Here is a 19,386-nt window from a genome sequence, read left to right on the forward strand (position 1 = left end):
TGTTTGAAAGCTGATGTCAAAAATCTGCTTTTTGAAATTTAAAGCGTTTGCGGGTTTTCCCGCGGGTTGCCCTTTATTTGGGGGCCGCTTGCAGCATTTCAAGGGGCTTTTTTTGCTTTGCGTCAGCCAATGCTTAATTGGCTTTTTGGCTAACCACCACCATCGCGGGGCGAACTAGGCGGCCGTTAAGCAAATAACCCTTCTGCATCACATCCATGACGGTATTGGGTTCAAGCTCGGGATTCGGCACCATCGCCATCGCTTCGTGAACTTGGGGGTCGAAGGGTTCACCCTGGGGTTCAACGCTTTCCACGCCAAATTTATTCAATACGCCTAACTGCATTTTGAGGGTCATGGAAACGCCCTCACGATGTACGTCAGAGGCTCCGTCTTCCATGCTCTCTAGGGCTTTTTCCAGGCTATCAACAACGGGCAACAGCTCTTTAACAAATTTTTCTAAAGCAAACTTGCGTGCTTTTTCAGCCTCTTGCTCAGCTCGGCGACGCACGTTTTGAGCTTCAGCAGCGGCACGTAGCGCTTGGTCTTTAGCTTCCGCCAAGCTCTGCTCAAGCTCTTCCACCTGAGCGGCTAGCATATCGGCTTCCGGGTTTCCCACGCCGTCCTCTAACGCAGCGTCGTCCTCGATTAACCCTTCCAGCTCACCCTCGACCAGGCGCTCTTCAGCCGCTTGCTCGGTGACTTCCGCCTCTTGCTCTTGGCGGGCCAGCTCATCATCTAATGGGGTTTGCGGTTCTTTTGCCATGCCTAGCTCCTGAAAAGTATGCAGCGGTGGCATTAACGGCCACCTCGGTTAAGTAACGAGTATTAACCACGTATGGACGCTATATGGGGGCCATAAAAGCCATCTCAAGAGGGGCATTGAAGTGAGTTATAGACTACTGTATAAAACAACAATTATTGGATAAGTATCCAGCTTCTGTGCCGCACCGCCTCAGGAGGCCTTATGCTCACGCAGCTAGCAATCCAAGATTACGCTATTGTTGACCGCCTTGAACTCGACCTAACCCGTGGTATGACGGCGATTACCGGGGAAACTGGGGCAGGCAAATCGATTTTACTCGGCGCCCTTGGCCTATGTTTGGGCGAGCGTGCCGACGCTGGCAGCGTGCGCCATGGACGTGAGCGCACCGACCTTTCCGCGCGTTTTGATATTCAACACCTACCCGCTGCCACAGAGTGGTTGACTGCTCGCGAGCTGCCTGCTGAAGAGTGCTTGCTGCGCCGTGTGGTTACCGCCAGCGGTCGCTCCAAAGCGTGGATCAATGGCCACCCCGCCACCATCGCCGACCTAAAATCGCTGGGCGAGCAGCTGATTCAAATCCATGGACAGCATGCTCATCAGGCGCTTATGCGTGAAGAAACCCACCTCGCCCTGCTAGATGATTATGCCGGGCTACGTGAGCGTAGCCAGCAACTAGCTGAAACCTTCCGCGAGTGGCGCAGCGCCCGGCGGCGATTAAAAAAACTCAGCGAAGAAGGCAGTGAAGTTGAGGCAAAGCGGCAGCTGTTGCGCTACCAAGTAGAAGAATTAGATCAACTGGGACTGGCAGAGGGTGAGCTGCAAACGCTAGAAGAGGAGCAGCATACCCTCGCCCATGCGGAAGAGACGCTGCGTGAAACCCAGTTTGCCGCCGACTGCTGCGCGAGCGATGAAGGTGGCGCTCTGTCGCTGTTAAATCAAGCCTATGCCCATTTAAGCGCGTTACCCGGCAGTGACAAAGGCACACTGGCCAATACCTTGGCTATGCTTAGCGATGCGCGCATTCAAGTAGAGGAAGCTTCCAGCGAGCTAAATCGTCTTGCCAGTACAACTGAACTAGACCCAGAGCGCCTAGCCTGGGTAGAAGAACGGCTTGGCGATGTCCACCGTATTGCCCGTAAACACCACGTTGCCCCGGAAGAGATTTGCGCACTGCATGCCCGACTCAGCCAGGAAGTCGAACTGCTAGAAGCCAGCGACGACGACCTGGAGTCGTTAAGCAACCAAGTGTCTGAATACCGCGAGCGCTATCGCAGCGATGCCAAACAACTAAGCGAGGCGCGACAAAAAACCGCCGTTCACTTGGGCAAAGAAGTGCAACAACAACTAGGGTTCTTGGCGATGGGTAAAGCACGCTTTGACGTGGACGTTACCCCGCGTGAAACGCCTACGCCGGAAGGCCTGGACCACGTCCAATTCCTGATTAGCGCGAACCCAGGCCAGCCCGCTAGGCCGCTAACCAAAGTGGCTTCGGGCGGTGAATTATCGCGCATCAGCCTTGCCATTCAAGTGGTGGCCGCTTCCCACTCCACCATTCCCAGCTTGGTCTTCGATGAAGTGGACGTGGGTATCTCGGGAGCGACGGCCGAAATTGTCGGTCAACTGCTGCGCAAGCTCGGCGAAAACGGTCAAGTAATGACTGTCACCCACCTGCCTCAGGTCGCCGCTCAGGCGCATCAGCACCTGCATATTGAAAAACGCGCCAAACGAGATAGCACGCTGACCCATATGGCCCTGCTGGACGAACAGGGGCGTATCAGCGAACTCGCCCGCATGTTGGGCGGTGTAACGCTATCTGACCAAACACTCGCCCACGCCCGCGAAATGCTGCACGCGAGCCAACGGCCACCGCACTAAGCGCTTTTTTCAATCGACAACGCGCTAGCAAACGCCACACACTATAAAAAACGCCCCTAGGGCGCGAATGAGTCATCACTCGCACCCTAGGGGCGTTTTATTTAGCGCGACTATTTTTTATTTGTGGGGCCGCTGTCCTGTCGGGTTACGTCCGACCCACGGGGGCGTACGTAAAGCACCAGGGCATGGTCCACAAGTTCATAGCCGTGCTCTTCGGCGATCTCTTGCTGACGTCGCTCGATGATTTCATCGACAAACTCAATGATTTCACCACTTTCTAAACACACCATATGGTCGTGGTGGTCTTCTTGAGTCATCTCGAACACCGCGTGGCCACCATCAAAATTATGACGGATCACCAAGCCTGCTGATTCAAACTGAGTCAGCACGCGGTACACGGTAGCCAAGCCAACATCCTCGCCCGCATCAATCAGTGTTTTGTACACTTCTTCTGCGCTAAGGTGGTGTTGACCCGAAGCATTTTCGAGAATCTGCAGGATCTTGACGCGCGGCAGGGTTACTTTCAGCCCGGCTTTGCGCAGTTCATGGTTCTGATCGGCCATGGTTGCTCTTCGCAGTAACAGGTTAGGTCGGGTATGATCGACCGAAACCACGATAGTGAAGAATAGGCTCAAATGCAAAAATTGACTCGCATCATTACTCTTTCCGTTGCCCTAACCGTTGTTAGCGGCTGCAGCTACGTTGGCGTTTACAAGCGCGACATCCCTCAGGGCAACTTGGTGACCGAAGAAATGGTCAGCCAATTACAGCCAGGAATGACCCGAGAACAAGTCACTTATGTGATGGGTCGCCCGTTGCTGGAAGCCCCGTTTGACACGCGAGAATGGGATTACGTTTATCGTATTGATAAAGCGTACGCGGATGTTGAGCAGCGGCGTGTAACCCTCACGTTCGATAACATGGGACGTTTGGTGAACGTTGAACAGCAAGGTGATTTCTCTAGCGATCTGCCGATCAGCACGGACACCGGCGCAGGCCCTGCAACAGAAACAGCAGATCCAATCACCGGCATCAACGCACCTAGTCAGCGAGTACCTACGTCAGAAAATGCCACAGCGCCATAGCCAGTGATGCCTCCCGAATAAGTTACCCGCCTCTGGCTTGACGCTTTGCCCGCTCCAGGCGGGCAGCTTTGGGGTCTATCTCTAATGGACGATACACCTCAACGCGGTCGCCTGGACGCAGCGCTTCTTGTTCAGGCTGGCGCAGCGCTTTGCCAAAAATTCCCAGCGGTGCCTGTTCAAAGGTATCGCTGGGGATCTCGGGAAACAGGCTTGGTAGATCTGCCATCATTACCGCTTGCCGTGCGGTTGTGCCTTGCTGCACCTGTAAGGCCACTAGACGCTGTTTGCGCGGCAAGGCGAAGGCAACCTCTACCGCGAACGTATCAACGGCCATAGCGCTCGTCAGCACGCTTCGTGAAGGCATCGACAAGCTGCCCCGCAATTTGCTGAAATAATTTTCCAAACGCCATGCTAAGCAAGCGATTGGCAAATACAAATTCCATTTCCAAGCTGACTTTGCAGGCGTTTTCCCCCATCGGGATAAATAACCAACGCCCTTTAAGCTGCTTGAACGGCCCTTTTACTAACGACAACTCAATCCGCTCGGGGGCATATAAATCATTTCGAGTAGTGATTGTTTGTTCCACACCCGCACGTCCAAGGGTCATCTCGCCAATCAAATGCGCCTCGTCATGCTCTAGCAGGCGCGCACGGCGACACCCCGGCAGGAACTCGGGATAGCGTTCGAAGTCATTAACCAGATCGAACATTTGTTGGGGGGTGTGCCGCACCAAGGCGGTACGATTAACGGTTGGCATTGACCTCTCCGCTGACTTCACAGTGCCCAAAGCGTATCATGGGAAACATTTTTGTAGACCTTGAATGGTATCACGCCTCCCCACATAACGAAGGGGGTGCTACTGACAGATCAACGATGAGGTTCCATGGCCACTAAGAAAGGTAACAGCAAGGGCCCTAGCAGCAGCGTTATTGCCCAAAACAAGAAGGCTCGGTTTGAGTACCATATCAACGAAACCTTAGAAGCAGGTTTGGTACTCGCGGGCTGGGAAGTTAAAAGCCTTCGCGCTGGTAAAGCACAGCTTACCGACACCTACATTTTGGTTCGTAACGGCGAGGCTTTTTTACTAGGCAGCCATATCATGCCGCTTAATACAGCAAGCACCCACGAAATTGCTGACCCGACGCGCACGCGTAAGTTGCTTCTGCACCGTAAGGAAATTGCCAAAATTTTCTCGGTGACTCAGGACAAAGGCCACACTTGCGTGCCGCTCAAGCTCTATTGGAAACGCAACAAGGTGAAGTGTGAGCTGGCACTGGTGACCGGCAAACAGCTGCATGACAAGCGCGCCACCGAGAAAGATCGCGACTGGAGCCGTCAGAAAGGTCGGATAATGCGGGAACATAACAAGGCATAACTGGTCAATTCGGTGTGAGCACGTTAGAATGCTCATCTGTAATCAGGGGGCGACATGGTTTCGACGCTGGTGACAACCCTTGCGGTGCATGCCGAGAGCGTGATGTATCTCGTAAATCCCACATCACGAAAAATAGTCGCAAATGACGAAAACTACGCTCAAGGCGCGCTAGCAGCTTAAACACTGTTAGCTTCTTGTCTGGCCCAAAGGTGATGTGCCTATTCATCACTGATGGGATACGAGCTAAAGCTGATAGGACCGCGGTTGGTGGTGTCTTCTCATCAATCGTTAAACTTAGAAGGCTCGCGTGGCTGAATCCTGATCGTCGGAGTCAGTTGCGTTAAAGCAAATGACGAAATCTAAGCATGTAGAGCCAATAGGCGCGTGCTGGCGGACGCGGGTTCAATTCCCGCCGCCTCCACCACCTACCTAAATTCAGATGCTTCCACATAGGTCTGAATGATGCAGAAAAGCCCGCCCAGTGCGGGTTTTTTTGTGTCTGTATGCTTTCACATATACCCATACAGCATTGCGCACCGTGTATGCCTGTGTGTATGCTTTACGATATTGTGAACCAGAGGCATACAAGAATGAAACGCTCACAGATTAAGCGCCGCCCGCTGGCTGACACAGTATTGGCGACACTGGAACCAGAGGCCAAGGCATACAGGGAACTGGACGGCAGTGGCCTTTACTTCAGGGTGAAGCCCAACGGCTCAAAGTCTTGGGAACTGCGCTACAAGAAGCCAGACGGCAAGTGGTCTTGGATTGGCTTAGGCGGGTATCCGGAAACAAGCGGCAGCCTGGCGCGTGTTAAGGCCGACCAGCTCAGAGCAGACGCAGCCAATGGCCAGAATCCCATCGTCTCCAAGCGGACAAGGGAAGCCGAGTCGCTAGAGGCTGCCAACAGCACCTTTGAAGCGCTGGCGAGGGAGTGGCACACCAACAAGCGCCAGAACTGGACAGACGGCACCTCCACCCGCGTCATTGGCTCGCTGCAAAAGCACGTCTTCCCAAAGTTCGGCAAGCGCCCCTTCACCGACATAACGCCAATGGAATGGTTGGAGTTCCTGCGCAGCCTGGAAAAGACCGGGATCATTGAGCAGACTAGCCGCATACGCGCTATCTGCCGGGAAGTGTACGACCTGGCGCTAGTGAGTGGGCGCATCCAGTACAACCCATTGGAGAGCCTGCATAAGCACCTGACCACCCGCCGAGCGGCCAACTATTCCCACGTTAGCCAAGACGAACTACCCGCCCTGCTTCGCGCTATTGGCTCTTACCCTCACGCTGAAGATGTACGCCTTGGCCTATTCCTGCTTTCCCGCCTAGCCGTGCGCCCCTCAGAGCTAAGAGAGGCACGCTGGGAAGAGTTCGACCTAGACAAAGCGCTATGGACGATCCCCGCCGAACGGATGAAGCGCCGCCGTGAGCATACTGTTCCACTGCCTAAGCAGGCTATTGAAGCCCTTCAGAACCTCCACCAACTGACCGGGTACCAACCCCTTCTATTCCCAGGCCGCAGCGACAAGACAGCGCCACGGTCGAACACGGTATTCATCATGGCACTACGCCGCCTTGGCTATGAGGGACGCCAGACCGGGCACGGCTTCCGGCACATCGCTAGCACGATCCTGAATGAGCACGGCTATAACGCCGACCACATAGAGGCCCAGCTATCTCACGTTAAAGACGGTGTGGCAGGCGTTTATAACAAGGCGCAGTACATCGAGCAGCGCCGCGTGATGATGCAGTGGTACGCCGATCACTTGGACAACTTGCAGCGCGGAAACGTGGTGGAATTTAAGCGAGCATAACAACCGAATTGGCTGGCTAGGGCGACGGCCTGAAAGCGCGAACAACTCCACCGCGTTAGCCAGCCAACCTAATCGGAGTGCTAGCGTTAGGAGTTACGCTTATGTCTTCTTTGAATGTTTGGCGAGCATGTAAAAAACTGCACATCGAAAGCGCGTGCTTACTGATAGCGGGGATCGACCCCCGTTCAATATGGCCCAACTATCTTTCGGAGTCAGTGCCAATAGAGTCAGGCGCAGGAGATACTGACTCAGTTAAGGCCGCGCTTCGCTTTGATATTCCACAAGCCCAAGAAGCTGCTAATTGGCTTACTGTAGCTAGACAAGCAGCCATAGATGGCAATCTAATGCCTGTCGGCAAAATACGGCTTTGGGGGAGCCATGGGCGATGGGAAAGTGCCGAGTTAGCAGGCCTATCCACATACGATAGCTTTGACTTTGATGTCACGCGACAAGAGCTTTCCCGATGGTTATCTTCGCTAGGATGGAATGAGAGCGAGCTTCCCGATTTTTTAGCTGGTATCGACACACCCGAAGCTAAAAGTGTTGGAGGCGAGGAGTCGCGGGCGCTTGAGGTGTTCGGGCTGCTGGTGGAGGTATACGCTAGTAAGCACGGGCCAGACTACCGAAATGGGGAAAAGCCGAAAGCGTCGCGTGTCGTCGAGGATATGCTCAACACCATACCCGATGACGTTACCAATATGGGCGACCGCAAACTAAAAGAGCATGTTGGCGCAGCAATCAAGGCATGGGAAGCCAAGAAGCGCCGATAACCTGCAATCTGCATTTTGCACCTGCACCAACAACTTCAGGTTAAACACCACCATAAGAGCGTCACTCATACAGAGGCGTTCTTATGAATATCGAAGCACTACCCCAAGACCAAAAGCTAATCACTAAGCCCAATCTATGCCGCGCTATGGATATGACCCGTAGCGGCATCGACAAGTTGCTGAAGAACGACCCCAGCTTTCCCCGCCCGCTAAAGTTCAGCGACAGCCAGCAAGCACAATGCTACTTCCCCATTGCCGAGGTTAACGCCTGGCTGGATGCCAAGCTGGCTATGCGAGGTGCAGCATAATGACCTTGCAACGCTTACCAATGCCGTTATATGCTTCAACGGCTGGCGCAAAATCGTCAGCCGGGTTTGGAAGCCCGAACGAATCGAGGCGCACAAGTGCCTTCCCTGATGGTGCTTTTTTTGTGCCGTTATGGCGGCTGTGCGTAGGAGGCTTCGGCCTGCCGGTTTCCTTGATTCCCGGTCTTCCAACCTGCGTACAGTCGCCCCCATTGTTTGGAAGCAGTGGTGGTGACTCCATGAATCAAGGAGTCTTACCCATGAAGCTATTCCCTACCCGAAATCCGTCTGCACGCGCCGCCGCTCATCGAGCAATGGCGAAATCTGCGTTGTTTTCAGACTCAAGCGCCGCCGTCCGGCTCAAGCGCTACAACTCCCATATTGAAAAAGCACGCGCCCTAGAGGCCGAGCAAGCCCACATTCGTCGCAGCCGTCTGATGCAGGCTTACGACACCTTACGCGCTGAAAACGCGGAGGTGAGCCAATGAGCCTATTCAAAATCACCTTCGCCCGCACTGGTCAAGAAACCGTCATTGAAGCCACCGATTGGCGTGATGCCGTGCGCCAAACTGGACGCAGTGACGCTTGCCACATAACTCACCACGAAAAAGCCGCCGTTCCAGTAGCCGCTTGGTTTGATGCCGATATGCCGCACGGTATTGGTGCCCACACCGTAGAGAGCGCGCTGGCTGGTGCTGTTGCCTACCTGGATTCTCAGGAGGTGGCCCAATGATGCCCATAGCCATTAACTGCGACCTACGCACCCGAACTATTCGCTTCCAGTTCACTAACCCGGATCGCTTTTTAACAGCCGAGCAGGCGCTTGCCAGTGGTTTAGTCAATCACCTTGAGTTCAAGGAGATGCAGCGCGAAGCCCAGGCATTCAGCAAGGAGACTGGCCTATGACTCCTCAAGATCAAACCTACCTTCTGAAAGCTGCCCTTACTGGCGACATTCGCCAAATGCAACAGGCGTCCAAAATCCTCGCAGGCGTAGCGATGCTGCTTAACGACCATGATCTTGATGGTTTGAAGCGTGAAGCGCTGATTGAAGCGCTGTGGTTATTGTCCAGCAGTCTTGATGATCGCTGCGACTGGCTGCAAGAGGAGGGGCTCCTATGCATCGAGCAATAAAAACGCCCAGCCTTGGTGGGGCATGGGCGCTATCGGAGATCGTCGGTAAACAGATCGCCATAGAGAACAAATTTTCTGAAAGCATTATCACCCACCATGGCCTCAGTGTCAGCCCTATTGGTGATGGTGATATTCACCGACACGACCACCCCGAGGCCCGCAAGGGTAACAACCGCCTTTGGTACGTGCTGCATCATGATTTTGGTGTGCATGGCGATTGGGCTACCGGTGAAAAGCATAGCGTATTTGCTGACGATACCCCTGACCCGCAAGTTGCAGAGAAAGCGCGACAGGAAGCCGAAAAGCGCCGTGTTGAGCGACAGGCAGAGCGCGAACGTGGTTATGCCCTAGTGGCCAGCCAAACGCGCCAAGAATGGCCGCTGCTAACGCCTGCAAGCCCTACCCATGCCTACCTAGCCGCCAAGGGAGTGAAGCCCTACAACCTGCGCCAACGGCGTGAACTGTTGGTAGTTCCGCTTACCGATGGGCAGCGCCTGGTTAATTGGCAGACCATCGGGCCGGATGGAGCCAAATACTTTAAGACAGGCGGCAAGGTAAAGGGCTGCTATTCGCCAATAGGCAGCATTGAACCACACCAGCCGCTTTTGATCGCTGAAGGATGGGCAACCGCTGCCACGCTTCACGAGGCGACAGGCTACGCGGTAGCCGCTGCCATGAATGCGGGCAACCTGCTACCCGTGGCGAAAAGCCTACGCGAACGCTACCCCACCCAACCCATCATCGTTTGCGCTGATAACGACCATGGCACCGCTGGCAATCCTGGCGTTACCAAGGGCAAGGAAGCTGCCTCAGCCATTGGGGCGCGTTGTGTGTGGCCTGAGACTCACGAGGGAGTGACTGACTTTAATGACCTGGCGCGACTAGGGGGAGGGCTGGCGCTATGAGTCAGCCCAACATCAAAGAAGTGGTCGATAATGCGCCCGAGCCACTAAAACCGATGGACATAGTGCAGAGCGCTATTGATGTTGCTTTGGATGATCCCGGCGCGCTTTTTGAGCAGAGCATTCTCGACCATATCACCAGCATTAGACAGAACAGCCCTGCTGATTGGCAACGTATCCGAGCCGCTGCCAAAAAGGCAAAAGTACAGGTTGCCGAGCTGGATAAACTGACCCGGACGTTATCAAGCGGTGAAGGTGGGGAGCTATTCCCCACTATCGAGCCTTGGCAAGACCACGTAGACGGCGCATTACTGGTGAGGGAGCTATCAGACACGCTAAGGCAATACGTTGTTTGTGAACCCGAAGTAGCCGATGCCGCCGCGCTGTGGATCGCTTTCACTTGGTTCATTGATGAAGTGCATGTTGCGCCTTTAGCTAATATTACAGCCCCCTTGCCAAATTGCGGCAAGTCCACACTGTTGGAGTTCCTAGAGACGTTCGCCTTCCAGCCGCTCAAGTGCGACGGCATAAGCCCCGCCGCGCTTTTCCGCTCTATGGACAAGTGGACACCAACGCTACTGATTGATGAGGTGGATACCTTCCTGCGTGATAACGAGGATGCCAGAGGCGTGCTCAATTCGGGACACCGCCGCAATGGCTTCATCATTCGCGTGGTAGGTGAAGATCACGAGCCTAAGCGCTTTGCTACTTGGGGCGCTAAAGCGCTGTGTGGGATCGGTAGCATTGCTAACACACTGGCGAGCAGGTCTATTCGCTTTGAGCTACGCCGCAAGCTGCCCCATGAGAAAGTCGAGAACATCCGCTTCATGCCCCAAGGGCTGCGTGAAAGGCTCAAGCGCCAACTGTCACGACTGCAAGATGATTTAGCCGAGACGGTATCCAGCGCCCGGCCTGAGCCCATTCCTGGCCTCAGTAACCGCGCCGCTGATAATTGGGAACCGCTACAGCAAATTGCCGTTTCTATCGGCGGGGAGTGGCCAGAGCGCGCTAAGCGTATTGCTATGACAATCACCCGGATGGACGATGCCGAGCAAGCCCCAGACGTGGGCACTGAACTGCTGAAGGACATCAAGGAGGTATTTGAGGAGAAAAGCGTTGATCGCCTGTTTAGCGCTGAGCTGGTTAACGCGCTACATGCCAACAGCGAAGCCCCCTGGAATTCATGGAACAGAGGGCAGCCAATTACCGCCCGCCAAGTAGCGACCAAGCTAGGTGACTTTGGTATCAAATCGAAACAGTTACGCATCGGCTACGAAACCAAAAAAGGGTATGACCGGAAAGACTTTGCCGAAGCATTCCGGCGCTATCTTTCGCCTACTCCCCCCCAGCAAAGCGAAACAACGAAACAAACCAGCAACCACGCGGGTTACAGCGACATTTCCAACGAAACAGAAAACCACAGTGTTTCGCAAGGGAAACACTCCGAGGCCAGTAACCATGCGGGTTGTTTCGATGTTTCGGATAAATCGACCCGTCAGCAAGCAAGTAATGGGGAGGAATTCTAATGGCCGCCCTCGACTACCTCAGAAACCACGGCTTACATGCCGACCCACTACCCGGCGAACGCCTTTACGTATGGCCTAGCGAGAACATCACCGACGATATCCGCATATGGATCAGGTCGCACAAAGCAGCGCTACTGCGTGAACTGGTGCCCGCTAATGACAATCGGCGCATGGCTTGGCGGGTACTGAGAGACGGCAAGCCCATGACTATGCTTGGCAAGATAATGAGCTATGAGGAGGCGTTAGAGTCAGCTAAGGCCCGATGGCCTCACAACAGCATCGTTGTCGAGGAGTATGCGCAACGGATCACCCCAAGCAACTAACCACTATAGCCGCCTTCGCTGGCGGCTTTTTATTGCCTGTTAAGCACGCTGGAAACAGGCAGCGGACGCCCACAAAAAAACATGTATAAAAATACAGCTAATATTGGCTAATTCGCCTAAATTAAACTAAAATTCATATTGATATTCTTTTATGGAATATAACCATGAATGCACAGAAAGCCCCTGGTCGCCAACGCGGTGCCAGCAACATAAAGCCAACCGCCAAAGAGATAGCCGGGTACTACCAACTACTTAAAGGCGCTGCACAACAAGGCGACACGTTAGCCGCCTCTGAGCTAATCAAGATCGACCTACTAAGCCAACGAAAGGAAAACATCCAATGTCAGAACTAGAGAGACGCCCCGCCATTTCATTGAGCAACGGTCGCCGCATCCACTACACGGCGCACGACTGGGATGCTGTTTTAAGCACAAGCGTATCCGTGAACGGCAGCAAGTGGCCTGTCGGTAATGCAATGAAGCACGCCCGCGACCTGCAAGCCACAGCGCTACACGACTTCGAGAAAGCAGGAAAAGCGCTGGTAGACATTCAGGGAAATAGAGACCTAACCGACGCGGCTAAGCAACGGATGAGCAAGGAAGCACTCGACCAGTTTGCCGAGAACGTCGAAAAGCACCGCAAAGCACTAGCCGAATCAATGCAGTCGATCGCAGATAGCGCCAAAAGCCATTTTCAGCCAGTGAAGGCACTGGATAAAGGCGATGCGGTTGGTGTGGCTATGGATGCCGAGCTTCGCTCTATCGTGCGAGGATTGGATGCCAAGGAGCGCATGACGTTGATTAACGAGGCCAAACTAGGCAATCACCCCGAGCTAACAGCGGCTTTGCTGCGTGCGCCAGCATTAGCTACCGGATTAACCCAACAGACCCTTGATAGCCTGCGTAACGCTGGAATCGCCAGCGCTTACGGCAGCGAAATTATGGCACTGAGAAACTTAGTGGTTGGTGTGCATGATGACGTGATCCGCACAACAAACCACGCCGCCGAGACACTGGAAGGCATTTCAAAGGTGAATCACCCAACACTAACCCGGCTTGGCAAAGATACAGCTAGCGACCTTCGTGGCTGGATTGGCGAGCTACCAATGCACCGCATGCAGGTAGAGAAAGAGGCCGCGTAATGGCAGGAGCTAAACGCACCACCGGGGGCAAGTTCGCCCCCGGCACCAGCGGCAACCCACGCGGGCGACCAAAGAGCAAGACGGCTGCACTCAAAGCAGCGCTTGAAAAGGATGGCGCAGCGGTTGCAAAGAAGGTGGTTGACCAAGCGAAGGCTGGCGATATGCAGGCTTGCCGGATCGTACTAGAGCGCCTGGTTCCCGCTTTTCGCCCTGCATCCCAAACCGTTCAATTCGACTTTGATCCCAGCGCCCCTATGGCAGACCAAGCCCGGCAAATACTTGCCGCCGTTTCCCATGGCGAACTGCCCCCCGACCAAGGCCGCGCATTGATTGATGGCTTAGCCGCCGTGGGCAAAATCGTAGAGATAGAGGAACTGGTACGCCGCCAAGAAGAGATCGAGCGGTTACTCAAAGAGCAGCAAGAGCGCTGGAAGAGATAACGATATGAGAGCAGCGATTAAACGACGCCTAGCCGAACTGCAAACACAGCACGCCGATATAGAGCACGCGGAAACCGTAGCGCAGATAAGCGAACTAATGGATGAACTGAGCGCTAAGGCAGTCGGGGGCCAATCTGAGGCCCACCCCCGCACCTTTGGCGACTACATGGACGGGCTAGCCGATGCGTAGAGACTTACTGAAACGCCTAGAAATTGTCGAAAGCCAGCTAGGGGCAAATGAAGATCAGCCTACAATATGGCTTAGCAGACCGAACGAAAACAACGAACACCCACCACCAGCCGGATGGACTGAAAATGGTCACCCTGACCCCGTTACCGTGATGCGTGAGCCTGGAGAGAGTGAGGAAAGTCTACGCGCCCGCGCTATTGCCGCCTTCAAGGCTAGAGCAGACCGACACCCCCTGGCCGCCGCCGTATTTATCAGCATTCACAGCCCTGGCTAACGCTGGGGCTTTTATTTGAAACCGAGGCAGTGAATTTTGCGGTTTGAAACCGGAAAAAGGTGGGGATTCCCACCTTTTAATTGTGAGCCTGAGTCACTTCAAGCCGCGGTCACGCTGACCACCCCCAGACGGCCAAATTGGCGTTCCCGGCGATATGCAGAAATGCACAACGCTAATGGGCGCAATTTTGCGCTGATTGCCCCAGGCGCATAGAGAGTAGTTTAAAGCTACTCACAAATCCCCCCAATGCCGGGTATTACAAAAGTTTCGTAGTGCTAGCCTTCCCGCGCTTCCCCCGACTTAAAAAAAGCTGTGATTCTGTCAATTCGATTCCCACTTTCTCCACCAAATCACCGTTGAAAGCGCCCTAGCAGCCAGCACCGTGTATGCCCTGATGTATGCCCAATCAATAGATAATACATAAAAGCAATATATAACAATCACTTAATAATTCAGTTCAAACGACGCCGCCCCTACGGGTGCTTTTTTTGTGCCTGTAGCCTGAAAATGGCCTGTTTAGGCATAGTGCGGTCAACATTTTGGTCAGCTTTTCTTAAACGCCTCACACCCCCTCGAAGCTAGCCGCGTGCAGCGACAGAATTCAGCACAATTGCATTATTGATACAATATAACATATCATTTTATGCGCTTAATTCTAACGTTTAAGGGAATACACCTGTGCCACGCTCTTTATTTCTGCTTACACCGCTTGCCACTGCTCTGCTTATCAGCTCCTCTGTCTATGCAGATGATCACCATCATGGGCACGACCATGATCACTCTGGTCATGCTCATGAGCACGACGCCTATGAACATAGCAACGATAAACATAGCGATGCTGAAAACAGCATCAACGTTTCCTTAGTTGTGGAAGGCATCTACCATAATCGCTTTTCAGGAGATGCAAACTCACCTGCAGGCTTTAGCCATGAGCACGAAGGCAGTCACGATCATGAGGGAGGACATGACCACGGCGGCCATAGCCATGATCTCGACAATGGATTTAACCTGGGACACTCTGAAGTGGCTATCGAAGGGCAAACCGCCCACCTTGAGGGCAAGGCCGTTGTTTCGCTAACGGAGGACGATATCACGCTGGAAGAGGCTTTTATTGCGACGCGTACGCTGCCTAACGGCCTGCGCTTACAAGCCGGTAAGTTTCTTTCTGATATAGGCTACATTAACAGCCGACATCCTCACGCTTGGGATTTTGTTGAGCGCCCACTGGTCAATGAGTATTTGTTTGGAGAGCATGGTCTGCTCGATACAGGCCTACAGCTAACCTGGTCACCAAACAGCACCTTGACGCTGGGTAGCGAGCTGTTTCAAGGCGAGGGAGAAGGCTTCAGCCGCTTTGATGAAGGGGGCTATGAGGATCGCGCCAGTGGCCCTCGCGTGGGCACGATTTTCGCTAAATACCGCCCAGATCTCGGTGCGAATAAGCAGCTAACGCTGGGAACGTCTGCGGGCATGAACCGTCAGTATGTGCGTGTCGATGACCATGGCCACCATGCCCATACCGCTGAAGGCGACAACTGGTTCGCAGGCTTAGATGCGCGGTTTAACTACGATGCGGAGCAGCCCGGTCACCAGGGCAACTGGCAATTAGGTGCGGAATACTTCTATAGCGAACGTGACCTGCAAGAGCATGTGCAACACCATGATCACTTTCATGCACACGACCACTACACTGAGCAACAAGATGGTGCTTACATCGACGCTATTTACGGTATTGCGCCTCGCTGGGAAGTCGGCCTGCGGGCAGAAGCATTAGGGTTAACCAATAAAGTGATGGGAACCCACCCTACCGCGATCGTCTCAGAAGACACGTCCTGGCGGCAAAGCGCACAGCTCACTTGGCATGTACGCGATAACATGTTCGTACGCACGCAACTGACCCGCGAAGACTTTGCAGGGCATGATGAGCAGTGGGTGGGAATGGTGCAGTTCAACGCAGCGTTTGGCAGTCATGCAGGACATAACCACTAAGTGCGCTCAATCATAGATAAAAAGCCCGTCTCATACTCAAGAGACGGGCCCTCCTCTTAGCCTGCACACCGCGCAGCCGGCAATTAACCACCAGCCAATGTAAAGCGTGATGCACTGAAAGGGCTAATATCCAACTGGCTATCACGCCCTTGCAGCATGTCAGCTACCAAGCGCCCCGTCGTGGCACCTAGCGTTAGTCCCAATTGGCCATGACCAAAAGCCATCGCCACGTTTTCAAGCAGTGGCGATTTATCAATCACAGGCTTAGTGTCTGGCAAGAAAGGGCGCCAGCCAGCGCCAAACTCCATACCAGCCGTATTCAACGATGGCAGTATCGTCTTGGCTTTTTCAAGAATGATCTCCGCACGCTTGAAGTTCGGTTCAGCATGGTTGCCAGCAAACTCAATCGTGCCGCCGATCTGTAGCCCTCGCTCCATTGGAATCAGACCAAAGCCGCCGTCAGCATAAAAAGTGGCGTGGGTTAAGTCGACACCAGGGTTGGGTAGCAATACCTGATAGCCGCCGACCTTAATCAACGGCACCTTAATGCCTAGTGCTTCAAAAAACGCCGAGCTGCCGTTGCCTGCGGCGACCACCACCTGCTCGACCGGCAGGCTCTCACCGCTAGCCAGAGTCACACCAACGGCACGCTCTGCCTGGGTCTCAATACGCGACACACTATCCTGAACAAGCTTGCCGCCCTGCTCTACAAAGCTGTGAGCAAGCTCGGTTAGGAAGGTTTCGGTATCGCACACCGTGCGCCAATCTGACAACAACAAGCCGTGAGAAAAGCGTCCCGCTAACGCCGGCTCCATAGCGGCAATCTGTTCGGCATTTAGCGTTTCGGAAACAAACCCTAGCGCGCGACGTAGCTCTACATAAGTTTGCTCATGAGCCAGCCCAGCCGCATCGTCAAACAGTTCAAGGGTTGGTTGGTGACCAATCAGATCGTCACGACGGCACTTCGCAAGCAGGGGCTCATAATCCTGGAAGGCACAGCGCGTTAAGGTCGCTAGCTCATGGGCGATAGTGTCGATGCGCGAACGCCGCGCGTGGGTGATAAAGCGCAGCATCCAGGGTAATAACCCTGGTAATGCTGATGGCCGCAGCGCCAGCGGCCCTTTTTGATCCAACAGCCACCCAGGCACTTTTTTGATAATACCAGGCTTGGACTGAGGAATAATTTCGCTAACCGCAATCTGCCCGCAGCTCCACTTAGCGGTACTATCGCCAGACACAGCGGGCTCCACGAGCGTTACGTCGAGCCCCTCTTTTTGCAGATATAACGCACAGCAAATACCAACGATTCCACCACCAATGACCACTGTTGGATGCGTTGTAGTCATTATTATCCTCCTGGTTTTATTCAGGCGTGCTTGCAAGCAAACCCAAGGCGCAGCGATTCAGTTGTCGGCAAAAAACGCCTAGCTCAAAAGACAAACACCCCGCCTTTCGCAAGCCGGGGTGCTGTCTTATCGGTTAAAACACGTAACGACTAGCGACGATCAACTCGAGCTTGGAGCTGGCGTCGGGCTAGTAACGGCTGCGTCAGCAGCAGCTCCCAATGCTTCGGTAGAGGCAATCGCTTCCCCCTGTTTTTCCCACAGGGCACGCTCTGCATCGGTTGCCTTGGGCGAGAACAAGCCCATCTGTGCGTAAAGAATACCGATTAAAGGCGATAACCAGCAGGCAAAGGCCAGCGGAATATACAACAGGTTCTCGACGTTACCTTCGCCAATACCTAGCCCTAATACGCTAATGACGAAGGCACCACCTGCGTTCCATGGAATGAGCGGCGACATCAATGTTCCACCTTCCTCAACACCACGCGATAGGTTCAGGGTTGAGTAGCCCAGGCCACGATAAGTCGGCGCGTACATACGCCCCGGTAGCGCAACAGATAGGTAGGGGTCGCCTGCCACCAGGTTAGTTGCAAAGGAGGTAGCAATTGCCGAGGTTTGAACGCCTTTGAACGAGCGCACCTTGGACATAATGGCCTTGATGATGGTCTCCAGGCAGCCCGTTTTCTCCAACGCACCGCCAAAGGCCAAGGCAATCAGGATCAACGAGATGGTCCACATCATTGACTGAATGCCGCCACGGTTTAACAGGCTGTCCATGGCTTCCACGCCGGTTTCAATGGAGTAACCATAGTTAGCGTAAGTAACGATATCGTGCAGACCTACCCCCTGAACCGCCATGGCGGTTACCGCACCCGCCATTACACCTGCAAACAGGGAGGGAATCGGCGGCATTTTCTTGATGGCTAGCCCAATAACCAGCACCGCTGGCAACAGCAGCCAGATAGAAATAGTAAAGTGTTCGTCTAGTGACGCAGTGATGGCATCAATGCGCTCAAAAGATGCCGCTTGATCATCAATCATGGTGAAGCCCACCACCAGATAGATGGCTAACGCGATCAGCATGGCCGGAAGCGTCGTTGGCATCATGTTTTTGATATGCGAGAACACATCGTTACCGGTAACCGCCGCCGCCAGGTTTGTGGTGTCGGAAAGCGGTGAGACTTTGTCGCCAAAAAAGGCGCCAGAAACAACCGCGCCGGCAGTCCAGTAAATCGGAATTTCAAACCCAGCGCCGATACCAACAAGCGCTAAACCTACCGTACCAACGGTTCCCCAGGAGGTCCCCAAAGAAACGGACACCACCGCACAAATCAGCATCGCCGCGGCAAGGAAGAAAGCCGGAGACAACAGAAGAAGGCCGTAATAGATCAGACTGGGCACGGTACCGCTGGCAATCCAGACGCCAATAATCATGCCCACTAAGATCAACACCGAAACCGAAGGCAAAGACACGTTGATAACGTGAAACGCCCCATCTTCAATCCGCTTCCAGCGGAAGCCAAGTTTGATTCCCACTAGCGAGGTTATCGCCAGGCCGATGGCCAACGGGATATGTGGTGTGAAATCACCAAAATAGAAAATTTGTACCCCGATGGCGATTAGTGTCAGCACAACGGGCACAAGGGCAAGCCCGAGACTGGGTTTTTGACGGACCCTTTTTGGTTTATCTTCCATCTTATAGACCTCGTTATTATTGAGTTTTTAATAGGTTTATCAGCAGCGATGTTTTTCGTTTAGCAGGAGTTTTTGAGATTTATCATCTAAGGCGTTAGCAATAGACATGCTTTCTATGAGGTATACTGCCCTTTCATCTATACCAGCTAATTAAGCACAATGCGTCATCGCACTTTCAACACTTCAACAGCATTGCGATCACATCACTGTTACAAAAGAATACGAGGGTAACGATGACTTAACGTGTCTATTCCTCGGCTTTTCGTGCTGCTTCCAGGGGAAATATACATGGGACAGCAAATAGGGCTGCTGAACTAAGTACGTTAAGAAACTATTCAAATTTATCTATAAAACCTACTAAAACAGAAAAATAAACTAAAAAACGCCAGCTCTATAACCTGAATCCGTGAAGCTGGCGCCGATACTTTCCCTATCAACA

At 53.6% G+C, this 19,386-nt stretch carries 25 protein-coding genes and 1 other RNA gene; 20 read left to right on the forward strand and 6 right to left on the reverse strand.

The window, feature by feature from the left end:
* Positions 1-133 precede the first annotated feature (133 nt).
* Positions 134-763, reverse strand: a complete 630-nt coding sequence (grpE, locus tag INT21_RS06410) for a nucleotide exchange factor GrpE (protein WP_172419685.1) — start codon at positions 761-763, stop codon at positions 134-136.
* A gap of 201 nt (positions 764-964) precedes the next feature.
* Between grpE and recN the strand changes: the two genes are divergently transcribed.
* Entirely contained in the window at positions 965-2,638 is a 1,674-nt protein-coding gene (gene recN / locus INT21_RS06415) for a DNA repair protein RecN (RefSeq protein WP_193060651.1), read from the forward strand.
* A gap of 110 nt (positions 2,639-2,748) precedes the next feature.
* Here the strand turns inward: recN and fur are convergent, their stop codons facing one another.
* Positions 2,749-3,201: a ferric iron uptake transcriptional regulator gene (gene fur, locus INT21_RS06420; protein WP_009723762.1), complete on the reverse strand. Its 453-nt coding sequence runs from the start codon at positions 3,199-3,201 to the stop codon at positions 2,749-2,751.
* A 72-nt stretch (positions 3,202-3,273) separates the two neighbouring features.
* Between fur and INT21_RS06425 the strand changes: the two genes are divergently transcribed.
* Positions 3,274-3,723: an outer membrane protein assembly factor BamE gene (locus INT21_RS06425; RefSeq protein ID WP_089039930.1), complete on the forward strand. Its 450-nt coding sequence runs from the start codon at positions 3,274-3,276 to the stop codon at positions 3,721-3,723.
* A 22-nt stretch (positions 3,724-3,745) separates the two neighbouring features.
* Here INT21_RS06425 and INT21_RS06430 read toward each other — a convergent pair whose 3' ends face one another.
* Together INT21_RS06430 and INT21_RS06435 are read right to left on the reverse strand one after the other, a co-directional pair.
* Positions 3,746-4,057 (reverse strand): RnfH family protein, encoded by a 312-nt coding sequence (locus INT21_RS06430; RefSeq protein ID WP_089039931.1) that lies wholly within the window; start codon positions 4,055-4,057, stop codon positions 3,746-3,748.
* Positions 4,047-4,481, reverse strand: coding sequence for a type II toxin-antitoxin system RatA family toxin (locus tag INT21_RS06435; protein WP_038480655.1), 435 nt, complete (start codon positions 4,479-4,481; stop codon positions 4,047-4,049). Before INT21_RS06435 ends, INT21_RS06430 begins: the two co-directional genes overlap by 11 nt.
* 126 nt (positions 4,482-4,607) lie before the next feature.
* Between INT21_RS06435 and smpB the strand changes: the two genes are divergently transcribed.
* The 18 genes from smpB (at position 4,608) to INT21_RS06525 (ending at position 15,909) form a co-directional block, all read left to right on the forward strand.
* On the forward strand, positions 4,608-5,099 hold the full coding sequence (gene smpB / locus INT21_RS06440; RefSeq protein ID WP_009723766.1) for an SsrA-binding protein SmpB: 492 nt from the start codon (positions 4,608-4,610) through the stop codon (positions 5,097-5,099).
* 45 nt (positions 5,100-5,144) lie between these two features.
* Positions 5,145-5,523: a transfer-messenger RNA gene (gene ssrA, locus INT21_RS06445) on the forward strand.
* A gap of 166 nt (positions 5,524-5,689) precedes the next feature.
* Positions 5,690-6,916, forward strand: a complete 1,227-nt coding sequence (locus tag INT21_RS06450; protein ID WP_193060652.1) for a tyrosine-type recombinase/integrase — start codon at positions 5,690-5,692, stop codon at positions 6,914-6,916.
* Positions 6,917-7,017: 101 nt separating this feature from the next.
* Positions 7,018-7,686: a hypothetical protein gene (locus INT21_RS06455; RefSeq protein WP_193060653.1), complete on the forward strand. Its 669-nt coding sequence runs from the start codon at positions 7,018-7,020 to the stop codon at positions 7,684-7,686.
* An 83-nt stretch (positions 7,687-7,769) separates the two neighbouring features.
* Positions 7,770-7,994, forward strand: a complete 225-nt coding sequence (locus INT21_RS06460) for a helix-turn-helix transcriptional regulator (protein ID WP_193060654.1) — start codon at positions 7,770-7,772, stop codon at positions 7,992-7,994.
* 257 nt (positions 7,995-8,251) lie between these two features.
* Positions 8,252-8,479, forward strand: a complete 228-nt coding sequence (locus INT21_RS06465) for a hypothetical protein (RefSeq protein ID WP_193060673.1) — start codon at positions 8,252-8,254, stop codon at positions 8,477-8,479.
* Positions 8,476-8,724, forward strand: coding sequence for a hypothetical protein (locus INT21_RS06470; protein ID WP_193060655.1), 249 nt, complete (start codon positions 8,476-8,478; stop codon positions 8,722-8,724). The genes INT21_RS06465 and INT21_RS06470 overlap by 4 nt, the downstream gene beginning before the upstream one ends.
* Entirely contained in the window at positions 8,721-8,897 is a 177-nt protein-coding gene (locus INT21_RS06475) for a hypothetical protein (protein ID WP_193053234.1), read from the forward strand. The genes INT21_RS06470 and INT21_RS06475 overlap by 4 nt, the downstream gene beginning before the upstream one ends.
* Complete coding sequence (locus INT21_RS06480) at positions 8,894-9,124, forward strand: hypothetical protein (protein ID WP_193060656.1); 231 nt, start codon at positions 8,894-8,896, stop codon at positions 9,122-9,124. The genes INT21_RS06475 and INT21_RS06480 overlap by 4 nt, the downstream gene beginning before the upstream one ends.
* The gene (locus INT21_RS06485) at positions 9,109-10,029 is read left to right on the forward strand and encodes a toprim domain-containing protein (protein ID WP_193060657.1); all 921 of its coding nucleotides are present in this window, start codon (positions 9,109-9,111) and stop codon (positions 10,027-10,029) included. The genes INT21_RS06480 and INT21_RS06485 overlap by 16 nt, the downstream gene beginning before the upstream one ends.
* On the forward strand, positions 10,026-11,552 hold the full coding sequence (locus tag INT21_RS06490) for a DUF3631 domain-containing protein (RefSeq protein ID WP_193060658.1): 1,527 nt from the start codon (positions 10,026-10,028) through the stop codon (positions 11,550-11,552). Before INT21_RS06485 ends, INT21_RS06490 begins: the two co-directional genes overlap by 4 nt.
* Entirely contained in the window at positions 11,552-11,875 is a 324-nt protein-coding gene (locus INT21_RS06495; protein WP_193060659.1) for a hypothetical protein, read from the forward strand. The genes INT21_RS06490 and INT21_RS06495 overlap by 1 nt, the downstream gene beginning before the upstream one ends.
* 164 nt (positions 11,876-12,039) lie before the next feature.
* The gene (locus INT21_RS06500) at positions 12,040-12,228 is read left to right on the forward strand and encodes a hypothetical protein (RefSeq protein ID WP_193060660.1); all 189 of its coding nucleotides are present in this window, start codon (positions 12,040-12,042) and stop codon (positions 12,226-12,228) included.
* The gene (locus INT21_RS06505) at positions 12,216-13,016 is read left to right on the forward strand and encodes a hypothetical protein (protein WP_193060661.1); all 801 of its coding nucleotides are present in this window, start codon (positions 12,216-12,218) and stop codon (positions 13,014-13,016) included. The genes INT21_RS06500 and INT21_RS06505 overlap by 13 nt, the downstream gene beginning before the upstream one ends.
* Positions 13,016-13,456 (forward strand): DUF5681 domain-containing protein, encoded by a 441-nt coding sequence (locus tag INT21_RS06510; protein ID WP_193060662.1) that lies wholly within the window; start codon positions 13,016-13,018, stop codon positions 13,454-13,456. The genes INT21_RS06505 and INT21_RS06510 overlap by 1 nt, the downstream gene beginning before the upstream one ends.
* Before the next feature lie 4 nt (positions 13,457-13,460).
* Positions 13,461-13,646 carry a hypothetical protein gene (locus INT21_RS06515; protein ID WP_193060663.1) on the forward strand — a complete coding sequence of 62 codons (186 nt, stop codon included), beginning with the start codon at positions 13,461-13,463 and terminating at the stop codon, positions 13,644-13,646.
* A complete protein-coding gene (locus INT21_RS06520; RefSeq protein WP_193060664.1) occupies positions 13,639-13,920 on the forward strand; it encodes a hypothetical protein in 282 nt (93 codons plus the stop codon). Before INT21_RS06515 ends, INT21_RS06520 begins: the two co-directional genes overlap by 8 nt.
* 678 nt (positions 13,921-14,598) lie before the next feature.
* Positions 14,599-15,909, forward strand: coding sequence for a TonB-dependent receptor (locus INT21_RS06525; RefSeq protein WP_193060665.1), 1,311 nt, complete (start codon positions 14,599-14,601; stop codon positions 15,907-15,909).
* Between the two features lie 83 nt (positions 15,910-15,992).
* Here the strand turns inward: INT21_RS06525 and INT21_RS06530 are convergent, their stop codons facing one another.
* Both INT21_RS06530 and nhaC read right to left on the reverse strand, forming a co-directional pair.
* Positions 15,993-17,255, reverse strand: coding sequence for an NAD(P)/FAD-dependent oxidoreductase (locus INT21_RS06530; RefSeq protein ID WP_193060666.1), 1,263 nt, complete (start codon positions 17,253-17,255; stop codon positions 15,993-15,995).
* Between the two features lie 159 nt (positions 17,256-17,414).
* Positions 17,415-18,947: a Na+/H+ antiporter NhaC gene (gene nhaC / locus INT21_RS06535; protein WP_089039934.1), complete on the reverse strand. Its 1,533-nt coding sequence runs from the start codon at positions 18,945-18,947 to the stop codon at positions 17,415-17,417.
* Positions 18,948-19,386: the final 439 nt, after the last annotated feature.

Origin of the sequence: Halomonas sp. 3F2F (genome assembly GCF_014897805.1) — a bacterium.
Taxonomy (GTDB): domain Bacteria; phylum Pseudomonadota; class Gammaproteobacteria; order Pseudomonadales; family Halomonadaceae; genus Vreelandella.